Source organism: Paenibacillus sp. FSL H7-0690 (assembly GCF_037980415.1).
GTDB classification, from domain to species: domain Bacteria; phylum Bacillota; class Bacilli; order Paenibacillales; family Paenibacillaceae; genus Paenibacillus_AQ; species Paenibacillus_AQ odorifer.
In genome coordinates, this window is the sequence record NZ_CP150281.1 from 5,371,514 (window position 1) to 5,391,349 (window position 19,836).

The window sequence follows — 19,836 nt, forward strand, 5'->3', positions numbered from 1 at the left end:
GGCACTATCGGACACAGTTACACTTAAACGCTGAATTATGCGACATTTGCCATACCAACGGACCTCATAGTCGCTATTAGCACGAAAAACACCAAATACGAGCGCTTTTCTGGGCAATAGCTGCACTGGAGTCCGAAACTTCGCTCAAAAGGAGAAAAATGTACAAATAGCGTCAGCTGAGTCCGCAAGCCCACCTAGATAATTCAAAGCATATAGTGTGTTTAAAAAAGCTGGAGACCAGTCGGGGGTTTCAAGGTTACAGGGTTCGCGGTTCGCGGTTCGCGGTTCGCGGTTCGCGGTTCGCGGTTCGCGGTTCGCGGTTGCCGGGGTTACCGAATTTACCGGGGTTACCAGGTTTACCGAGGTTACGGGATTGGCCGAGTTAGCCAAACACGCAGAATTTCGCAGGTTCAAGCATCACAGCTCCTCCAAAGATTTGCATGAGGTTAGTTAACTGGCCCTGCCCTAATCTCATGCCTGGACAAAAACGCAGAGCAGCGATCCCCCAATAACGGGAGGTCGCTGCTCTGCTGTCATTTTTCTATTCATTTACTGAATGAATGAGTTAGGATATCAGTCCCCGCGAAACGCACGTTTCACACGATCAAAGAAGGACTGCTCGTGCTCATGTGTGTTTTCTCCGTTCAGAGAAGCGAACTGGCGTAGCAATTCTTTTTGCTCTTCATTGAGCTTGCTAGGTGTCACAACAATTACCCGTACATGCTGATCACCTTGGCCAGATCCACGCAGACGTGGAACACCTTTACCTTTGAGGCGGAAGAAAGTGCCTGTTTGCGTTCCGGCAGGAATCTTCAGCTTCACTTTTTCGGTTAAGGTTGGAATTTCAATCTCATCACCAAGTGCTGCCTGTGCAAACGTAAGCGGAACCTCGCACATAATATCATCGTTCTCACGCACGAAGAAATCATGCGATTTAACACGGATAACAATATACAAGTCTCCAGCAGGACCGCCGCGTAAGCCGCCTTCGCCTTCGCCAGTCATGCGCAGCTGTGCACCGTCATCAACACCGGCCGGGATGCGCACATGGATCTTGCGTTGCTTTTTAACCTTACCCTGTCCGGCGCAAGTCGTACATTTTTCCTTAATAATCTTACCTGTACCACTGCAATGTGAACAAGGACGACGATTACGCATCTGTCCAAGCGGTGTATTCTGTACGAATTCCTGTTGTCCACTACCATGACATACGGAACAAGTCTCTGGTTTAGTGCCCGGTTTAGCCCCGGAGCCGTAGCAGGTATCGCAAGTTTCTGTACGTGGAATAGTAATATCGGTTTCTTTGCCGAATACCGCTTCCTTGAATTCAATGGTCATGGTATACTGCAAATCCCCACCGCGCTGCGGTGCGTTAGGATCACGGCGTCCGCCGCCTCCAAAGAACATATCAAAGATATCGCCAAGTCCTCCGAAGTCGCCACCACCGCCGCCTCCGAAGCCGCCCATACCTTGGTTAGGGTCAATATGGCCATATTGGTCATATCTAGCTCGCTGTTGTCCATCACTAAGAACATCATAAGCTTCTTTTACTTCCTTAAACTTAGCTTCAGCGTCATCTGCTTTATTCACGTCTGGGTGATATTGGCGCGCTAATTTCCGGTACGCTTTTTTCACCTCATCGTCTGAAGCATCTCTACTAAGGCCAAGCACTTCATAATAATCGCGTTTATCTGCCACTGCTTTCACCTCCGTGCATACATACTCAAATTCCTTATTACCTGTCAAACAAACCATTATACGATAAAACCTCAGGATCTGACCATCCAGATTCAGCGATGTTTATTCTTACAATATCAGAAGGCGCATTCGCAAAGAGTGTGCAATCTGATATTACAAAAGGAAAGTCAAAACACGGGATGACCCGGTTTTGACCTTCCCTTCTTAACTATATAAGAATTTATCAGTTTCCTATTACACTTATCGTATAAGGTTACCCTTGATTCTTATCTTCGTCAACAACCTCATAGTCAGCGTCAACTACATTATCTTTTTTAGGAGCGCCTTCAGCGGCTCCAGCGCCACCTTCAGCACCTTGCTCAGCTTGAGCAGCTTGTTCGTACAGCTTCATGGACAACTGTTGTACAATCTCAGTCAATGCTTCTGTAGCTGCATTGATTTCTTCAAGATTGTCAGTTTCAAGTGCTGCTTTAACTTTATCTTTAGCTTCATTTGCTTTTTCAACATCAGAAGCATCAGCTTTATCGCCAAGGTCTTTAATTACTTTTTCAGTAGAATACACGAGTTGGTCAGCACCGTTCTTCGCTTCTACCAGTTCTTTACGCTTACGGTCTTCCTCAGCGTGAAGCTCGGCATCCTTCATCATTTGTTCTACTTCTGCGTCGCTCAGGCCGCTGGAAGAAGTGATAGTGATTTTTTGGCTCTTGTTCGTGCCTTTATCTGTCGCAGATACATTTACGATACCGTTGGCATCAATATCGAAAGAAACTTCGATTTGTGGCACGCCACGTGGTGCTGGTGGAATCTCGTTCAGCATGAAACGTCCCAGTGTCTTGTTGCCATTTGCCATTTGACGCTCACCTTGCAGCACGTGAATCTCTACGCTAGGTTGGTTGTCAGCAAAGGTTGAGAATACTTGGGATTTGCTTGTAGGAATCGTAGTATTACGCTCGATCATCTTCGTGAACACGCCACCTGCAGTTTCAATACCCAGGGAAAGCGGAGTTACGTCAAGCAATACAACGTCTTTAACATCACCAGTCAATACACCCGCTTGAACAGCAGCACCAAGAGCTACTACTTCATCCGGATTCACACCTTTGTGTGGTTCTTTGCCAGTAAGCTTTTTGATAGCATCTTGTACAGCTGGGATACGTGTAGAACCACCAACCAGAACGATTCTAGTAAGGTCTGCAGGGGTCATGCCAGCATCAGACAATGCTTGACGAGTTGGTCCCAATGTACGTTCTACCAGACCAGCAGTCAGTTCATCAAATTTCGCACGAGTCAAGTTGATCTCTAAGTGCTGAGGTACGCCGTCAACCACAGTGATGAACGGAAGCGATACAGTTGTTGTCAGTACGCCTGACAATTCTTTTTTCGCTTTTTCAGCTGCATCTTTCAAACGTTGCACAGCAGATTTATCTTTGCTCAGATCAATGCCTTGCTCTTTTTTGAATTCGGATACCAGGTAATCCATAACCACTTGGTCAAAGTCGTCGCCACCCAGCTTGTTGTCGCCGCTTGTAGCTTTTACTTCGAAGAAGCCATCACCAAGTTCAAGGATGGATACGTCAAAAGTACCGCCACCAAGGTCATAGACTAGAATGGTTTGATCTTCGGATTTCTCCAGACCATATGCCAAAGCTGCTGCTGTTGGCTCGTTCACAATACGCAGAACTTCCAAACCTGCAATTTTACCTGCATCTTTGGTAGCTTGACGTTGGCTGTCATTAAAATAAGCAGGAACAGTGATAACTGCTTGAGTAACAGTTTGGCCAAGATAAGCCTCTGCATCGGATTTCAGCTTTTGCAGAATCATTGCCGAAATTTCTTGTGGGGAGTAGTCTTTACCATCAATGCTTTCTTTGTGGTTAGTACCCATGTGACGTTTAACAGAGCTGATCGTACGATCAGGGTTAGTAATTGCTTGGCGTTTAGCCGTTTCACCGACGATACGCTCGCCGTCTTTCTTAAAGCCTACAACCGAAGGGGTTGTACGCGCGCCTTCTGGGTTTGGAATTACTACGGCTTCGCCGCCTTCCATAACGGCAACGCAAGAGTTCGTGGTTCCTAAGTCAATACCGATAACTTTACTCACAATAATTTGCCTCCTCTAAAGTTATATGGAGCCTAAGCTCAATAAATTTATAAAAATATCAAAAAAATTCGATTGATAATAAACTATCCGGGCAACAGCCTGCAATCGGATAAATAGTAGGCAAAAGCACTGCTGCTTTATGGCGAGCAGAAACTGCCCGTCCTATATAGACAGACTACATGCTGACTTTGACCATGGCCGGACGAAGAACTCTATCTTTCAGAAGATATCCCTTTTGAACCTCTTCTGTAACGATACCCTCTTCGTACTCCTCGCTCTCAACCTGCATAATAGCCTGATGGTATTCAGGATTAAAAGGCTGTCCTACTGTTTCCATAGCTGTAAGCCCCTCAGCCTTCAATACCCCATCCAGCTGACGGAAAATCATATTAACGCCCTTCGCGAAAGCTTCGGATTCAGGATTAGCTGGAGTAGTGACTAACGCACGCTCGAAATTGTCCAGCACGGAAAGCAATTCCGTCAGGAGCTTGGAGGTAGCATATTGAGCCAACTCTTCTTTTTCCTTCTGGGTACGACGACGGAAGTTATCAAAATCAGCTTGTGCACGCAGTGCACGACCTTGATATTCATCAGCAAGATCCTGTAGGCGTTTCACCTCAGCACCTGTATCTGAAGCACCTTCACTAACGTTTTCAGCTGTAAATGAGTCGGCATCTGAGACTACTTCAGCCACAGGCTCCTCATTGATCAATTCCTCTTTGAATTCATTAGAATCTTGAACTTGTTCCTTTTTCAAGTTGTCTTCACCTCCTTAAAATCATTCACGAAATCATGTTGACTCTGTTCACTTATACCAGTGCGCCAGCATCGCTGTCAAATCTCGGGATAAAATGCCCAAGATCCCCATCACTCTTGCATATTCCATACGGGTCGGCCCAAGGATCCCAATGCTTCCTAGTGCCTGCCCATCAAGTGAATAAGTGGCGGTGATCAGACTACAGTTAGCGAACGCTTCGTGATTGTTTTCTGTTCCTATTCGTACTTGAATACCTGTGCCACCCACTGTAGGGGCCAGCATTTTGAGCAGTGTCGGTGTCTCTTCCAGCAGATCAAGAATACTCTTCACCTTGTCTACGTCTTTGAACTCGGGCTGTGTCAGCATATTCGTTGCTCCGCTGAGATAGATGCGCTGCTCTTGATCGCTTTCCAGCGCGGTGTCCAGCACCTGCATTAATTCTTCATAATGTGAGATGTGACGCTGCATTTCTTCGCCAAGCTCGGAATAGAGCCGAGTCTTCAGCTTATAGAGTGGTACATTGACCAGTTTACTATTCAGTAGGTTAACCACTTTCTCCATCTCGGAAACAGAAATCTCCGGCGGAATGTTCACCGTACGATTCTCAACTTGCCCCGTACTTGTGACGATAATGGCCACAGCGGTTGTATCATCTAGTGGTAACAACTGAAAATGACGCAATGAAGTATGAAAAACCTCCGGTCCCAGCAGGATGGAAGTATAATTCGTCATATTGGAAAGAATCATCGCCGCATGTTGGATTACCTGCTCCATTGCATTTAGCTTCTCGGCAAAAAAAGCGCGGATCGTGCCCATTTCTGCCGTTTCGGCGGAATTCCACGGTACCAAATGATCCACATAATATCGGTATCCTTTATGGGAAGGAATTCTTCCCGCCGATGTATGAGGCTGCTCGAGATAACCTAAATCCTCTAGGTCAGCCATTTCATTTCGAATCGTAGCCGGACTGTATCCTACATCTCCCCGTTTAGAAATGCTGCGAGATCCTACTGGCTCTGCCGATGAAATATAATCATCCACAATTGCATTTAGTATCATTCTCTGGCGATCAGTTAACATGTTATTCCCTCCTATCGGCTGTGGCTCCGATTCGTTAGCACTCGACTCAGATGAGTGCTAACCACTAATACAAAAATACCAAACTGACATTGACATTGTCAAGTCAGTTCAGTATCTTAAGCACTGCTATTTCATCGCAGGCATGCTGCTTTTTACAATTCACGCAATCTGTCCATACTTTTTCAGGGAAAATCTCTTTCTGGACGACTTCAAATCCATTTCTAAGAAAAAAATCAACAGCATAGGTTAGTGCCATAACCTTTGGGATTTTCTGGTTCCTAGCTTCCTCGACCAGCTTCGCCAATATCATGGAGCCTACGCCTTTACCCTTGCCTTCATCATTCAATCCAATTGAACGAATCTCTACGAGATCATTCCCGAGCTTGAAAAGTGAACCACAGCCTACGAATCTGCCTTCGATTTCAGCAACTACGAATTGATCGATCTGGCGTGTCAGCGCCTGCCGGGAACGGGGCAACATGATGCCGCGCTGGGCATACTCTTCTATCATTAGATACAATGGCTCAACGTCTTCTACCACAGCATTTCTACAAATTACCTGTGCGTCTCCCGCTGGAGACGAATGGCGAATCATTTCCGTCTTGGCAAGCACTTTGGTTCACCCCTCTGTTGATAATATGAATAAATATACAACAGAGTGAATTACAATTCAAGGGGTATTTTAAAATTAAACTTCTGTCAGGGCGCCTACAAATTCAGCAAAAACATCGTTCCCAAACAAGATTCCTTGCTTGCTGAGTCGGTAAACCCCTGCTTCTTGTTCCAACAGCCCTGCATGCAGCATTTTATGCAAGGATTTTTCGAATACTTCCTCTATTGAACGCCCGAATTGCGCCTGAAAAGCTTCATTAGAGACGCCCTCATGCATACGCAAGCCGACCATCATAAAGTCTTCCATCGCTTCTGCTTCTGAGATTGGGTATGCATCCAGTCGTGGCAGCCCTTTACGTGTGGCTTCTACATATGGATTTACGCCCTTAACATTAATATGCCGCTGACGTCCCACATATCCATGCGCTCCTGCTCCTAGACCATAATAATCTTCATTACGCCAGTAGGTGATATTATGGCGGCTCTCCATTCCTGGTTTCGCGAAGTTACTGATCTCGTATTGATTGTAACCCGCTTCCTTCATAGAGGACATCAACAGGAGGTACATTTGCAATTCATCTTCTTCATTAGGAAGAGGAAGCTTGTTCTTATTAAACAGCGTGTGAAAAAGAGTATTCTCCTCCACCTTCAAGCTGTAAATAGAATAGTGGGGTAGATCCAGCTCCAACGCCTTGCGGATACTTTCGCCCAACATCTCAACAGTTTGATTAGGCAGCCCAAACATCAGGTCAACCGAAAGATTATTTAGTCCAACTGCACGTGCATTCTCTAGGCTCCGGTATACATCATCTACATTATGAATCCGGCCGATGCCTGTGAGCAGCTCGTTCTGAAATGCTTGAACACCAAAGCTCACCCGGTTCACGCCGCCTTCTTTCATAACCGTCAGCTTGTCCAGATCCGTTGTTCCAGGGTTAGCTTCCATAGAAAACTCAATATCTTTATCCCAGTTGGGGAAATGCGTGCGAACAGACTTTAAGAAATAAGCCATTTCATCAGGTTTTAAAACAGTGGGTGTGCCTCCGCCGACGAAGATCGTTTTGATAACACCCGGAGGGGTGTTCTTGACGGTCTGCTCCATCTCTCGATCCAAAGCTTCGAGATAATCCATAACTGGCTGATCCTTGAGTACATAGGAATTGAAATCACAATAAAAGCACTTATTGGTACAAAAAGGGATATGAATGTATACAGCCTCAGGGGGACGGCCATTAGTCTTCGTTGTCATTAGCTGTCTCCTTTATATAAAAATATCGTTTGAATAGTGTAATCTAAAAAACAAGAAAAGGGAAGCCTGACGGCTTCCCTCCGAGGGCGTTCATTTATAAATGAACTCTATTTTATAATATAAGAAAGTATAAGTTTTACGTTATCCTATATATTTTGTATTTCCCGCAGAAACGGATACCGTCCCTATAAGGACGGCAAAGCCGTTGCTTCTTGATAAATCCGCATTTCCACAAGTTCGGCATGTACTCCACCGTTAGTTTCATGAATAACGATCCGGACAGCATCTGTAAGGACAGGCTTCTCTAATCGATGAACATTTTTCCGGCGATGGTTATCTTTGACACGGAGCATGACTTGCCACGCGCCATCAATGAGCAGCTCTACATCATAGTTCTTTACCAGTTCAGGAATCACTAGAAATGGCGTTTCATGGTGATGTAAGTTGATGAGATCTTCATTGACATCATCATTAAAGGTGAAATGGATTTCGGAGACTGGAACAGCATCAGGGAGACGCGCCTCTACCCACTCCGATCTACCCGCGGTCATCGGCTCAGAAACCCAGCTATGCGGTCCTGCGAAAGGTCGAACATACCCATCAATGACTTTAGATGCAGCATATGCCGATGTTTCTACTGCAAAGCAGAAATGCCTGCGTACAAGTTGTTTCATGCTCCACTCTATCACCGGCTGATCTGGCTGATGATCTTCCAGCGCTGAATCAACAACGGATTTAGCACCGCGCTCAAATGTAATGACACCTGTGATTGGGGTTTCTGAAATATGCAATTGAAGGTGTTCATTAGCTCGAATAATAGCGAAGATATTACATTCGCCGATAAGACTACATTTCTCCTCTTGTATCGGAACTTCAATCCATTGCTGCTCTCCAGCCTTTACTGTTATAAAATCAACCTGTTTGCACTCCGCCGGCACGTAATTTTCCGCGCGTCCAGTCGTCCAGATCTCCACGGTCAGCTGCGTCTGAATAGTTGCTGACACAAGCAGCCTTAACCCACGGATACTTCCTTCAACCGGAAACAAAATCCCTACATCATGAGAAAGCTCATAAGCTTCGGCTGGACGATCCAGCAGGATACCATTCAACGTGCTGGATGCATGAATCTCGCTTTTTCTGGCGAGGTCCAGTGGATCTTCGTTACGTAATCCAATAATCGAAGCATCTTGCTTCAACATCACCTGTTGTAATTCATGCATATGATGCTCGCGAATTACACGTGGAGTCACACCTTTGATGACGGATAAAGCGGCACCTGCTCCAGCTGCTTCACCCATGATCGCACAGGTTGCCATAACGCGTGTTGTTCCAAAAGCCACATGAGATGCACTGATATTACGACCCGCGAAGAATAGATTCCGCACATTCTTCGAATATAGCGAACCAAATGGAATATGGTAGATCCCGTCCGCATGCAGATGCTTGGAGCCACTCTCTTCTGCGTACATCCCTTGCGGTGGATGCAGATCAATCGACCATCCTCCGAATCCAATCCGGTCTGCAAATTCACGCTGCGCAAGAATATCATTTTGCGTTAAGATCGTATCGCCAACAAACCGTCTGTATTCACGTTTACCCGGAATTGAGCCAACCCACTCCAGCGTCATATTTTCGGCATCAAAATGACCTGAGTTTTTAATGTAATCCCAAATCCCATAAATAACAGAGGATAGTTCATCACGTATACGTTCATTCTCATCCACCGTATCAAGCTCGCCGCCCCACTCAATCCACCAATAGTGACAGCCTGAATCCCCACTCCGAATGACCCGGCGGATCGGGATAGACGTTGTTGTAATATCCTTCGCGAATGAGGGTGCAACATAACGTACCGGTTTTCCAGTATCCTGTGTATAGAATAATAATGTACTGCCTAATGTAATATTATCAGGCACTTCTGGTGCCCATTCCTCATTAAATTCATGACGGGCTTCACGTCCTAATCGAAAATCCGCTCCTGCTAGGAAGCCCACTAAACCATCACCCGTACAATCGATGAAAGCATCGCTCTCGAACGTGATTAAACGCTCAGATCCCATCATCCAGCCGGTCACACTCTGAATCGTACGCTCCTCTGCCTCACCTTCCGCTTCCACTTCACGTACATCGGTATTTAGGAACAAGCTGATATTCGATTCTGCCTTCACCGCTTCGAGCAAGGTTAGATCCCATAGATATGGATTCCCTTCCGGGTTCCGGTATTGATTCTCGATGAACAGCTCACCCATAATGCCTGTCTCCCGTGCATAGCGATTTACACCATGTCCTGTTGCACCACATACCCATACCCGAACCTCTGAACTCGAGTTACCACCAAGTACAGGACGATTCTGTACCAGTGCTACCTTTAACCCAAGACGTGCTGCAGCAATCGCCGCGTTCATCCCTGCAAGTCCACCCCCGACCACTGTCACATCGGATTTAACCGTTTCTGTTCTCATGTCAGTATCCCTCCTATAGTTAGCCTTTCACAGCCGAGCTAGAAATCCCTTGAATAATATATTTCTGACCTATGAAGAAGATAACAATCATTGGAATGATCGCAGCCGACGAAGCGGCCATCATCCCGTTGTAATCCACATTGTTCTCAAGAATAAAATTCTGCAATCCAAGCGGAATGGTATATAGCTTAGGGCTCTGCAAAAATACAAGCGCATTCTCATAATCATTCCATTGCCAGGAGAAATCAAGAATAGCAAACGTAGCGATTGCCGGCTTCGCTAATGGCAGAATTAAGCGGAAAAATATTTTGTAATGCCCGGCTCCATCCAGAAAAGCAGATTCCGTGATTTCCTTAGGAATGCCCATGAAGAACTGCCGAAGCATAAATACACCGAAGATCGAGAACATGGCTGGAAGGATTAGGGCCAAATGCGTATTGTAAATCCCAACCCAGTTAAACATGATAAACTTAGGAACAAAAAGCACCTGCGGTGGAACCATCATCATGGATAGATATATGACAAATAGGCCATCCCGCCCTTTAAACGAAGTACGTGAAAATCCGTAAGCGGCAAGGGCAGATAGAAACACAGCTCCCGCAGTCCCAATAATCGATATCTTAAGTGAATTTAAATAATACGGAACAAAATCATAACTTCCTGTCCACACCCGAATATGATTGCTCCAGTTGAGAGATGAAGGCAGCCATTCGTTAAACACCTCGGCAGGTGTCTGAAAAGATGTGCTGAGCATCCATAGAAAAGGCACAATCATAAATAGTCCTAGAACAAACATGATGATCGTCACTGGCAGCTTCACCTTCATGTTTCCTGCTTTTTCATTCATACCGCCTGCTCCTTTAATTTATGGTTTCGGGGCCTCCCGCAAAGCTCCACTTTGTGGGTTTAATTAGTAATGAACCCAGCGCTTTTGGCCGATCCACTGAATGACTGTAATGACGAGAATGACGGCGAACAAGAACCATGAAATGACTGAAGCATATCCCATATCGTAATAACTGAATGCTGTTTTATAAACGAATAGTGATAAGACCGTCGTACTTCCGCTAGGTCCTCCAGCCGTAATGGCTTGAATAATCGAGAACGATTTCATCGTCATAATTAATCCGGTAATCATTAATAAAAAAGTTGTTGGACTAACAAGAGGCCATACAATTTTCCATGTTGTTTTGAATGTGCTTGCACCATCGATCCGGGCAGCTTCCAGCTGTTCTGTCGAAATTTCCTGTAGTGCTGCTAAATATATGATCATATTGTAGCCAAGCATCAGCCAGATCTGTACGATATCAATGGCATACATTGCGGTTTCCGTATCCGCAAACCACCCTGGCGGCGATGTTATGCCAATCCAGCGAAGCAGTTCATTGATGGGTCCCTGTGAAGGCTGAAATAGCAGCATCCAGACAAATGCAACGGCTACTCCACTAGAGATATACGGCAGGAAAAACATTCCACGCAATAATCCTTTAAGATACACACTGCGGTTTAGAAATAGCGCCACAATAAAAGCGAGCACCATCGATACTGGAACCGATATCAGGAATATCACCGTATATTTGATCGAGGCATAGAAATTATCGTCATGGAACAACCGTTTGAGATTATCCAGCCCGGTAAATTGCCAATTCGGATTTGAAAATTGATAATTCGTAAACATCAGGACAAAGGAAAAGATTGCAGGAATCACAAAGAATAAGAGAATACCAATCATATTCGGGAGAATAAAAGTCATGCCGATCCAGCCTTGTCTGTCCATCCAGCTTCTCCGCTTCACGGTATCGCCGCCTTTCGTATGCTGAAAAATGGGTACACGAAAGAGAAGAACGAAGAATTCTTCCTCCTTCTCTTTTGTGCCAGCTATTTCTTTATTTCATTAACTCTTGCGAACGGGTTTGCATATTTTTCATCGTGGTATCAATATCTTGCTTATTTAAGAAGTATTTTTCATACTCTTCTTTACGTGCATCAATGGCTTGTTGAGGTACATTTAGCTGGAAGGATGGGAATTTGCCGAATACAATATTATTCATTGAATCTGTATCATATTTGTCTTCTACACCATTCAAGAGAAGGCTCATCGCTTCCTTACTGTCCACACTCTTAGAGGCTGGAATACGACCCCCGCTTGCCATTGGCAGCATACCGCCATCCGCATACCATTTTGCGAACTCCCAAGCCGCATCCAGGTTCTTGGACTTTGCATTAAGAGCAAGCATGTCGCCCACACCGCCCGAATATTTATAATCCTTTTGATCTTTATTCACTTTTGGAATAGCGGCGAACGCGGTTTTGAAATCATGCGGATAGTCCTTCAAGTTGTTCGCATTGCGGAAAATAAACTCACCTGCTGCCAGCATTGCCGCTTTGCCTTGCAGGAACATGGTATCAACCGGCATTTTACTGGTCAGCTGCTCCCCATATTCCGGTGTGGATTTGTCCACGAACATCATGTTATGCAATATTTCCAGTTGCTGTTTCCAGAGATCATTTCCAAAGTTTGAAGTACCATCCGCCTGTTTCACACCCATTCCAGCAAGCGTACCGTCCATCGTTGTTGCGAAGGAGGAATCTGCCTGCAATAATCCGTACACACCAGGTTTCGTTAGCTTCTTCGCATACTCCTCAAGATCTGACCAAGTCCAGTCCACCGCAGGAATCGGTAATCCTGCTGCATCCAGCATATCTTTGTTCAACCATACAAACGCCATGTTTTTCTTTGTAGGAATCCCATAGTATTTATCATTGATTTTCCACATCGCTGCGTCCTCGCCGATCTGGCTGTCGATATCATAATCTGTTTTCGTGCTTAGATCCAAGGCAACGCCTGCATCCATACGTTTCTGTAAATGAGCAAGATCGTAGTTCATGAAAAGGTCTATGTTTTGATTGGTCATCAAAGCAGTGTCCAGCTTTAAGTTGCCTGCATCGTCATTTACATTACGGATATACTCGACTTGAATATCTGGATGATCTTTATTCCAGTTATCAACTACAGCTTGAGGCCCGGCTTCTGCAGGAACTGCCCCCCACATCGTAAGCTTTATTTTCTCCTTTGCTGGTTCTCCATTTGTGCTGCCCTGCGATTCATTACTTCCACCACTCCCACAACCAGCCAGCATCGTACCTGCTAATAAGACAGAAAGCACTGCAGGATACCACTTTTTCTTCATAGATAGCTTCCCCCTTGGAAGGATTATGTGTTGTGCTCTACATCTATAACTTTATCATCAGAGCGGATTCTGGGGGATGAACTACATTTGGGAACTTATAGAACGTTTTTTGGTTCTTTACGGAATTCATTTGGCGTGACACCACACCACTTTTTGAAGATTTTTATAAAATAATTATCGTTCTCAAATCCTACTTGCTGCCCAATCTCGCTAATTGTTAGCTTCGTTTCTGCAAGCAGCATTTTCCCAGCCTGAATCCGACGCTCTTGAATATAATTGGTCAACGTTTTCCCTGTCTTTTTCTTGAATAAGTCACTTATATAGCTGGCATCCATCCGGATCAACTCTGACATGGATTTGAGCGAGATGTCCTCAGCATAATGTTCTTCAATATAAGCTATAATTTTGTTCATCTCCACATGATCTGTCGGTCCCGTTTGTTGCTTCTCAGGAAACCATTTATCGGCCTTCTTCATCTTCACCATTCGCTCCAGCTCGGCCTGGACCTTACCCATAGTCTGCTTCAAGCCTTGGAGATCTAAAGATAACTTCAAAATGTAGTCCGAAGCCCCAAATACGAGCGCCTGCCGGGCGTATTCAAATTCACTCAATGCGGTCAACATTACAAATCGGCAGTCGAAGCCTTCCTCTCGCGCAATTTGAAGAAGCTTCACCCCATCCATCACTGGCATATTGATATCCGTCACTACCACATCAGGCTGCAGCTCACGAATCATTTGCAAGCCTACTTCTCCATTCTCCGCCTCACCTATAATTTCAAACGGGATTCCAGCCTTTAAGAATAGCTTTCGTATACTTTTAACCGCAGGTTGTTCATCATCCACAATTAACGTTCTCCACATGTGAGCTTACCTCCATCGTAAGGTTTTGAAATAAGGAATGGAAAATGGATGATCACTTCAGTTCCTGTATCCGAAGATACAATGTCCATACCTGTCCGTTGATTCTTAAACAACAGCTCTAAGCTCTCCCTAATATTCTGAACACCGATTCCTTTACGTTTCCGTGTAGCCTTATTCAGCTGTGCTCTTTCTATCCCCATGCCGTTATCTCTAACCTGCAGATACAGCTGTTGCTCAGTCACTTTAGCGGAGATATCAATTCTCCCTTGTTTTACAGACTGACCGAAGCCGTGAATCAAGCTATTTTCAATTAAGGGCTGCAGACAAAATTTAGGGATTAATGCGTATTGCAGTTCCTCGTTGATATCATATTGAATTTCAATCCCATGTCCAAAACGTTGCCGCTGTATCTCCATGTAAGATTCTATTAGTACGATTTCATCCTTTAACAGGATCAAATCGACTTCAGTATTTAAGGTTGTCTCCAATATTTTTCCTAGTGCAACACAAATTCCATAAATTTCATCATCATCTTTATCTAAGGCAATGCTCTTTATCGTATTCAATGTATTTAGTAGAAAATGCGGGTTCATCTGCGAAAGTAATACCTGAAATCGAACGAATTGCTTCTGTTTTTCTTCAAGCTGAAGTCGCTGCAACAGCTCATTTAAATCATGGATCATGATATTGAAACTCTGAGTCAGGGCAAGAATCTCTCCCCGCCCTTGCTCGGGTAATTTCATTTTGAGATTCGTCTTAGCGGTCATTTCCATCTTCTTCTGTAGCTTCTTAAGCGGTACTGTAATCGTCGATGATATGAAATAAGTTAATAGAACAAATAGCAGCAGAATGATTCCAAATCCACCAAAAAACCGTCGTTTCTGCTTGTCTACCTCAAGAAATAGCTGTGCTAGCTGCACCTTTTTAACAACATAGCCATTTAACTCCTCGATGTAGCTGTATGTGTATAAACTTTCCTCCTTCGGATCGACAATGGATGCAGCACGCCCCGTCTGCCGCTGGTTGGCACTCTTCACAATACTCTGCGCAATATCAGGGGAAAAAGTCTCATCCTTAAGCGGATTAAGCATCACACCCCCCAAGGCATCGAGTAGAAATAAAGCCCCTTCCTGTTTACTCCCTAACGTTGATCTGGTAAACCACTCCTCATAATCGATACTTAATCTTGCATAGGCATAAATATTCAAACCATTATCACGCATAACCTCATAAAGACTAAGCATTTTCTTACTTGTTGTACTTTCCCGGACCACATTATTCTTGTCATTCGGATTCCATATATATCGATTCGTTCCTTCTCGCTTCAATGCTTGAACCCAATCCTCTGATTGGATTTCGTCGTAGCTCAAAGTTTCCTTTGGCATAAAGGAAGTGTATGCGTTTCCATGAAGGTCGATTAATGTATAATACACCGTCGCTCCACTCATAAAGAATGTATTTTCAATCGCTCCAAACTTGTTTTCAACGAGTTTTTTTCTCGTGATTTCATCAGATTGCTCGGGATTCTTCATTATCGATAAAATCGTCGTATCTTGTTCGAGTAATGACCCTGTTTTCATCACGAGACTCATGAGATCAACAAAACCATTCTTAATACCAATAAGCTGCTCTATGTTCTTCGTTTCCGCATTATCCTGCAGCATTTGTTCTGTCTCTTTAAAGTTATATAGAACGAGTATGGCAATGGGTGTTAGTACCAACAGCAAGAAGGCTAACAAAATCCGATTCTTAAAGGTACTTGGCGTAAGTTTCAAATATAATCGCTTCACGAGGACTCCCCTCACTTTGTATGTGCTTACAATCCTTCCCCCTATTGTAATCTGCTCCTGCTTAAAAAAATAGAGCCGGGATATTCTCCCGGCTCTACCTATTTTCTACTCATCGATCTTCAGTACTGCCATAAACGCTTCTTGTGGTACTTCTACACTACCCACTTGCTTCATGCGTTTCTTACCTTCTTTTTGCTTCTCCAGCAGCTTCCGTTTACGGGAAATATCGCCGCCGTAACATTTAGCAAGTACGTTTTTGCGCATCGCCTTAACGGTTTCACGCGCAACCACCTTCGTACCCACAGAGGCTTGAATCGGCACTTCGAACATTTGACGCGGGATAATCCCCCGCAGCTTCTCACAAATGATACGTCCGCGGTTGTAGGCACGATCGCGGTGAACGATAAAGGACAAGGCATCGACCTGCTCATTGTTAAGCAAGATATCCATCTTGACCAGATTCGAACGACGGTATCCGCAAATTTCATAGTCGTAAGAAGCATAACCTTTCGTACCGGATTTCAACTGATCAAAGAAATCATAAACGATCTCTGACAGCGGAATCTCGTACGTAATCGTTACACGATTAGTATCTAGATATTCCATATTTACGAACTCGCCGCGTTTGTTCTGGCACAGCTCCATTACAGTACCCACGAAGTCGTTAGGCACAATGATCGCTGCTTTAACATACGGCTCTTCAATATAGTCAATCGTACCGATCTCCGGATAATGTGACGGGTTGTCGATTTGGATCATTTCGCCATTGGTCAGCATAATTCGGTAAATAACACTCGGCGCTGTTGTGATTAGCGGCAAATTGAACTCGCGCTCAATCCGCTCTTGAATAATCTCCATATGCAAGAGTCCAAGGAAACCACAACGGAAACCAAATCCAAGTGCGCTTGAACTTTCCGGCTCAAAGCTTAGCGAAGCATCATTCAGCTGGAGCTTCTCCAGCGCCTCACGAAGATCGTTATAATCGGAGGTCTCAATCGGATACAACCCGCAATATACCATCGGGTTGATCTTACGGTAACCTGGAAGCGGCTCAGCAGTAGGATTCTTTGCGTCAGTGACAGTATCACCGACACGGGTATCTCCAACATGCTTGATCCCAGCTACGATAAAGCCAACATCACCGATGTTCAATTCATCGACAATGGTCATACGCGGCATAAATGCGCCAACTTCAATGACCTCGAAGGTCTTCTCAGTTGCCATCATCTTAATCTTCGAACCTGCACGGATCTTCCCGTCCATTACGCGCACATAGACGATAACGCCTTTGTAAGGATCGTAGTGAGAGTCAAAGATCAATGCTTTAAGCGGCTCTTCTGAATTACCAGATGGCGCAGGAACCTGCTTCACCACCTGCTCCAGAATTTCCTTGATTCCGATACCGGCTTTGGCAGATGCCATAACCGCTTCACTGGTATCCAGCCCGATAACATCCTCGATCTCCTGCTTTACCCGGTCAGGGTCAGCGTTTGGCAAATCAATTTTGTTGAGCACAGGTAGGATTTCCAGGTTATTATCCAGTGCTAAATACACATTGGCCAGCGTCTGTGCTTCAATTCCTTGAGCCGCATCCACAACCAGCAGTGCGCCTTCACATGCTGCAAGACTGCGGGAAACTTCATAGGTGAAATCGACGTGCCCCGGTGTATCAATCAAGTTGAGATAATACTCTACACCATCGTCTGCACGATAGGTTAAACGCACGGCTTGCAGCTTTATTGTGATACCACGTTCGCGCTCCAGATCCATCTGATCGAGTACCTGTTCCTGCATTTCACGCGTGGTTAGTGCCCCCGTGTATTCCAAAATGCGGTCAGCTAGTGTCGATTTACCATGGTCTATATGTGCAATAATCGAGAAATTGCGAATTTGTTGTTGTCTTTTCTGAACGTCAGTCATTCCTTACCCCCACAGACAGCCTGATATTAATCCACTTATTATAACAGTACAAGCTTACTCCATCAATCCCGCGCTGGCCCAAAACAAAAGAAACAGCTATACACGATCCCGTGAAATAACCGTTTCTTCTAAATTTGCTGTTAATTTTCTGCCGAAGCGAACAATGAAACTACCCAGCGGATTCCCTTCTGGGAAGCCTGCTGCAAGAGACCTGCCGTCTTATCTGCCAGAACATCGACTGTAGGCTTTTGCTCCTCAGGAATTAGAATTTGCTCCGGAGATTTCGTACTATAATCATCCACAACTTGTTGAGGAGGATCTGCGGCTGGCGTTGTATTGCTATTTTGAGGCAAAGGAGAGACGGCCGTATAAGCACCTGTGACAGGATCGATCACCATTGGCACATATACATAAGTCTGCCCACCCTGTGCCACACCATTCTTTTGCAGTTGTGGCTGTGGCTGCATGCCTGTTACTTGACTGGTCGGTGTAGTCGGGCTGGCATTCCAGCCGGGCAGAATCTTAGAGACTGTTGACCCCCCACTTCCGCCGAACTGCATCCCTAAGAGGATGCCAATCCCTGCCCAAATCCCGACCATAACCAGTTTTTTTCCGAAACGCGACATGTACACCACTCCTTTTTAATCCTTGGTAATTTATTTTAAGAAGCTCCGTTTGATTTCTTTGGTGTTGTAGTGGGATTCGCCACTTTTTCAGGTGCGTTCACCTTCTCAGCGTCATGACTGCTCCAGTAAACATCAGCGATAGCATCCGCCAAAATATCAGCCGTACGCTTTAATTCCTCAGCCGAATTATCAATTCCGCCCACTTCAATCAAAACACTATTAGGAGAGAGGGTCTGATTGTACTCCCCGTTATTTCCTTTACCCGCAGCTTTTCCCCATATCCCACGAGATATTCCCGGGTAATTCTTTTCAAGCTGTTGATGAATCTTATTGGCAAACTCTTCGTTCTTCTTCCAGTCTTTATTTGCATGTCCAATGATAAAATAGACCTGTGCATAGCTTTTCCCGTCAATAACAGCTGTTGTTTTGCTATGACGCTGCGAATCGCGGTGAATGTCGATAAAACTATCCATTTCCTCATTTGCGCTGAGTGCTGATTTAACCAAGATCCGGGAATATTTATAGGAAAAGTTCCAGTTATAGTCGGTGATTTTGGTTGGAAAATCTTCTTTGGCATGAACCGTACCAATCCCGAGCTGTTCCAGTCTTTTCGTAATATATGATCCTACCAGCATTACATTTTTAGTTGAAACTCCGGAGCTGGGATTTTCATTTGCTGCCCCTAACAGAGGATTGTAGGCCTCTCTAGGATGTGAATGATAGATTAGAATCCGTTTGATGGAGGTATCCTTAGTGCTGTCTGTGCCGCTTTGCGGATCACTCTTATCCGTCCCTTCCTCCGCTGATGGTTCAGGGGATGGTGCAACCGTCGCTTCAGGCTGCTGTGTTGTAGTATCTCCATGCTTGTCCCCTTCGTCCGGAACAGAAGTTTCTGCATCTTCACCACCCTCAGCCAGTTCATCAGTCCCAGGATGATAATCCACTGGTGCTCCTGTAGATCCACCTGAACCTTTCCGCAAAAGAAATGGATCATCCGCCGCCATCCCCGGCACTTCACGAGAGACTAGACTCTTAGGGTCACCTGGATTCACACTGGTTAGCAACTGAAATACGAAAGAAGTTACCTTTTCACCTGAAAAAGCGGAAGGCTCTTTACCCTGAGGTAAATGCGGCACCTCCATCCCCAGCAGCTCCATGAAAAAACCACTAGACAGAGAGGCAGCAAGCCCCTTCATTGAAGGAATGGGTGAAGAGCTAAGCTTCTGCCCGGCCAATCCACCGGCTCCAAGCAGCATAAAAAATACTAGCGAACCTCCGGCCAACAGCAGCATCGTTCTCCCCAGCGATAAAACATCCAGCATTTTTCCCCTTAAACGGCCGATGTTCCAAAGCTGAAACCATTTTTTATTCATTGTAGTTATGTCCTCCTCCAGCCCTCTGTAATCTCTTATACTCCAAATCTATGAGCGCAAGAGCAATACTAGAACCGAAAATGAGAGAATAGACATAAAGCCCGTACAGGATAC

Annotated in this window: 15 protein-coding genes; all 15 read right to left on the reverse strand. The window is 45.1% G+C overall.

The features are described 5' to 3' along the window. Positions 1 to 573: 573 nt before the first annotated feature. A complete protein-coding gene (gene dnaJ / locus MHI32_RS23700) occupies positions 574 to 1,698 on the reverse strand; it encodes a molecular chaperone DnaJ (RefSeq protein ID WP_036677487.1) in 1,125 nt (374 codons plus the stop codon). Positions 1,699 to 1,951: 253 nt separating this feature from the next. Continuing rightward, positions 1,952 to 3,799 carry a molecular chaperone DnaK gene (dnaK, locus tag MHI32_RS23705; protein ID WP_036677488.1) on the reverse strand — a complete coding sequence of 616 codons (1,848 nt, stop codon included), beginning with the start codon at positions 3,797 to 3,799 and terminating at the stop codon, positions 1,952 to 1,954. 175 nt (positions 3,800 to 3,974) lie between these two features. Continuing rightward, positions 3,975 to 4,556 (reverse strand): nucleotide exchange factor GrpE, encoded by a 582-nt coding sequence (gene grpE / locus MHI32_RS23710; RefSeq protein WP_036677491.1) that lies wholly within the window; start codon positions 4,554 to 4,556, stop codon positions 3,975 to 3,977. A gap of 48 nt (positions 4,557 to 4,604) precedes the next feature. Beyond that, entirely contained in the window at positions 4,605 to 5,636 is a 1,032-nt protein-coding gene (hrcA, locus tag MHI32_RS23715; protein WP_036677493.1) for a heat-inducible transcriptional repressor HrcA, read from the reverse strand. Positions 5,637 to 5,739: 103 nt separating this feature from the next. Further along, the gene (locus tag MHI32_RS23720; RefSeq protein ID WP_051490987.1) at positions 5,740 to 6,231 is read right to left on the reverse strand and encodes an N-acetyltransferase; all 492 of its coding nucleotides are present in this window, start codon (positions 6,229 to 6,231) and stop codon (positions 5,740 to 5,742) included. Between the two features lie 93 nt (positions 6,232 to 6,324). Continuing rightward, the gene (hemW, locus tag MHI32_RS23725) at positions 6,325 to 7,497 is read right to left on the reverse strand and encodes a radical SAM family heme chaperone HemW (protein WP_076105910.1); all 1,173 of its coding nucleotides are present in this window, start codon (positions 7,495 to 7,497) and stop codon (positions 6,325 to 6,327) included. A gap of 185 nt (positions 7,498 to 7,682) precedes the next feature. Beyond that, complete coding sequence (locus MHI32_RS23730; protein WP_076141558.1) at positions 7,683 to 9,959, reverse strand: FAD-dependent oxidoreductase; 2,277 nt, start codon at positions 9,957 to 9,959, stop codon at positions 7,683 to 7,685. Positions 9,960 to 9,978: 19 nt separating this feature from the next. Continuing rightward, complete coding sequence (locus tag MHI32_RS23735; protein WP_076129699.1) at positions 9,979 to 10,806, reverse strand: carbohydrate ABC transporter permease; 828 nt, start codon at positions 10,804 to 10,806, stop codon at positions 9,979 to 9,981. A gap of 63 nt (positions 10,807 to 10,869) precedes the next feature. Next, positions 10,870 to 11,754: a sugar ABC transporter permease gene (locus tag MHI32_RS23740; RefSeq protein ID WP_249267723.1), complete on the reverse strand. Its 885-nt coding sequence runs from the start codon at positions 11,752 to 11,754 to the stop codon at positions 10,870 to 10,872. Between the two features lie 91 nt (positions 11,755 to 11,845). Then, positions 11,846 to 13,150, reverse strand: coding sequence for an extracellular solute-binding protein (locus MHI32_RS23745; protein ID WP_340011061.1), 1,305 nt, complete (start codon positions 13,148 to 13,150; stop codon positions 11,846 to 11,848). Between the two features lie 95 nt (positions 13,151 to 13,245). Then, positions 13,246 to 14,013 (reverse strand): response regulator, encoded by a 768-nt coding sequence (locus MHI32_RS23750; protein WP_076141556.1) that lies wholly within the window; start codon positions 14,011 to 14,013, stop codon positions 13,246 to 13,248. Next, positions 13,998 to 15,803, reverse strand: coding sequence for a histidine kinase (locus MHI32_RS23755; RefSeq protein WP_256717218.1), 1,806 nt, complete (start codon positions 15,801 to 15,803; stop codon positions 13,998 to 14,000). The genes MHI32_RS23750 and MHI32_RS23755 overlap by 16 nt, the downstream gene beginning before the upstream one ends. Positions 15,804 to 15,908: 105 nt before the next feature. After that, complete coding sequence (gene lepA, locus MHI32_RS23760; protein ID WP_036677511.1) at positions 15,909 to 17,723, reverse strand: translation elongation factor 4; 1,815 nt, start codon at positions 17,721 to 17,723, stop codon at positions 15,909 to 15,911. A 140-nt stretch (positions 17,724 to 17,863) separates the two neighbouring features. After that, positions 17,864 to 18,349 (reverse strand): hypothetical protein, encoded by a 486-nt coding sequence (locus MHI32_RS23765; RefSeq protein ID WP_076304261.1) that lies wholly within the window; start codon positions 18,347 to 18,349, stop codon positions 17,864 to 17,866. Between the two features lie 35 nt (positions 18,350 to 18,384). Continuing rightward, positions 18,385 to 19,722 (reverse strand): stage II sporulation protein P, encoded by a 1,338-nt coding sequence (locus MHI32_RS23770; RefSeq protein ID WP_076129693.1) that lies wholly within the window; start codon positions 19,720 to 19,722, stop codon positions 18,385 to 18,387. Positions 19,723 to 19,836: the final 114 nt, after the last annotated feature.

Bases quoted from the DNA above. Each gene is read 5' to 3' on its own strand.
- MHI32_RS23770 (WP_076129693.1), bottom strand. From the start codon at position 19,722: ATGAATAAAAAATGGTTTCAGCTTTGGAACATCGGCCGTTTAAGGGGA.
- MHI32_RS23730 (WP_076141558.1), bottom strand. From the start codon at position 9,959: ATGAGAACAGAAACGGTTAAATCCGATGTGACAGTGGTCGGGGGTGGA.
- MHI32_RS23720 (WP_051490987.1), bottom strand. From the start codon at position 6,231: ATGATTCGCCATTCGTCTCCAGCGGGAGACGCACAGGTAATTTGTAGA.
- MHI32_RS23745 (WP_340011061.1), bottom strand. From the start codon at position 13,150: ATGAAGAAAAAGTGGTATCCTGCAGTGCTTTCTGTCTTATTAGCAGGT.
- lepA (WP_036677511.1), bottom strand. From the start codon at position 17,723: ATGACTGACGTTCAGAAAAGACAACAACAAATTCGCAATTTCTCGATT.
- hrcA (WP_036677493.1), bottom strand. From the start codon at position 5,636: ATGTTAACTGATCGCCAGAGAATGATACTAAATGCAATTGTGGATGAT.
- MHI32_RS23750 (WP_076141556.1), bottom strand. From the start codon at position 14,013: ATGTGGAGAACGTTAATTGTGGATGATGAACAACCTGCGGTTAAAAGT.
- hemW (WP_076105910.1), bottom strand. From the start codon at position 7,497: ATGACAACGAAGACTAATGGCCGTCCCCCTGAGGCTGTATACATTCAT.
- MHI32_RS23765 (WP_076304261.1), bottom strand. From the start codon at position 18,349: ATGTCGCGTTTCGGAAAAAAACTGGTTATGGTCGGGATTTGGGCAGGG.
- MHI32_RS23735 (WP_076129699.1), bottom strand. From the start codon at position 10,806: ATGAATGAAAAAGCAGGAAACATGAAGGTGAAGCTGCCAGTGACGATC.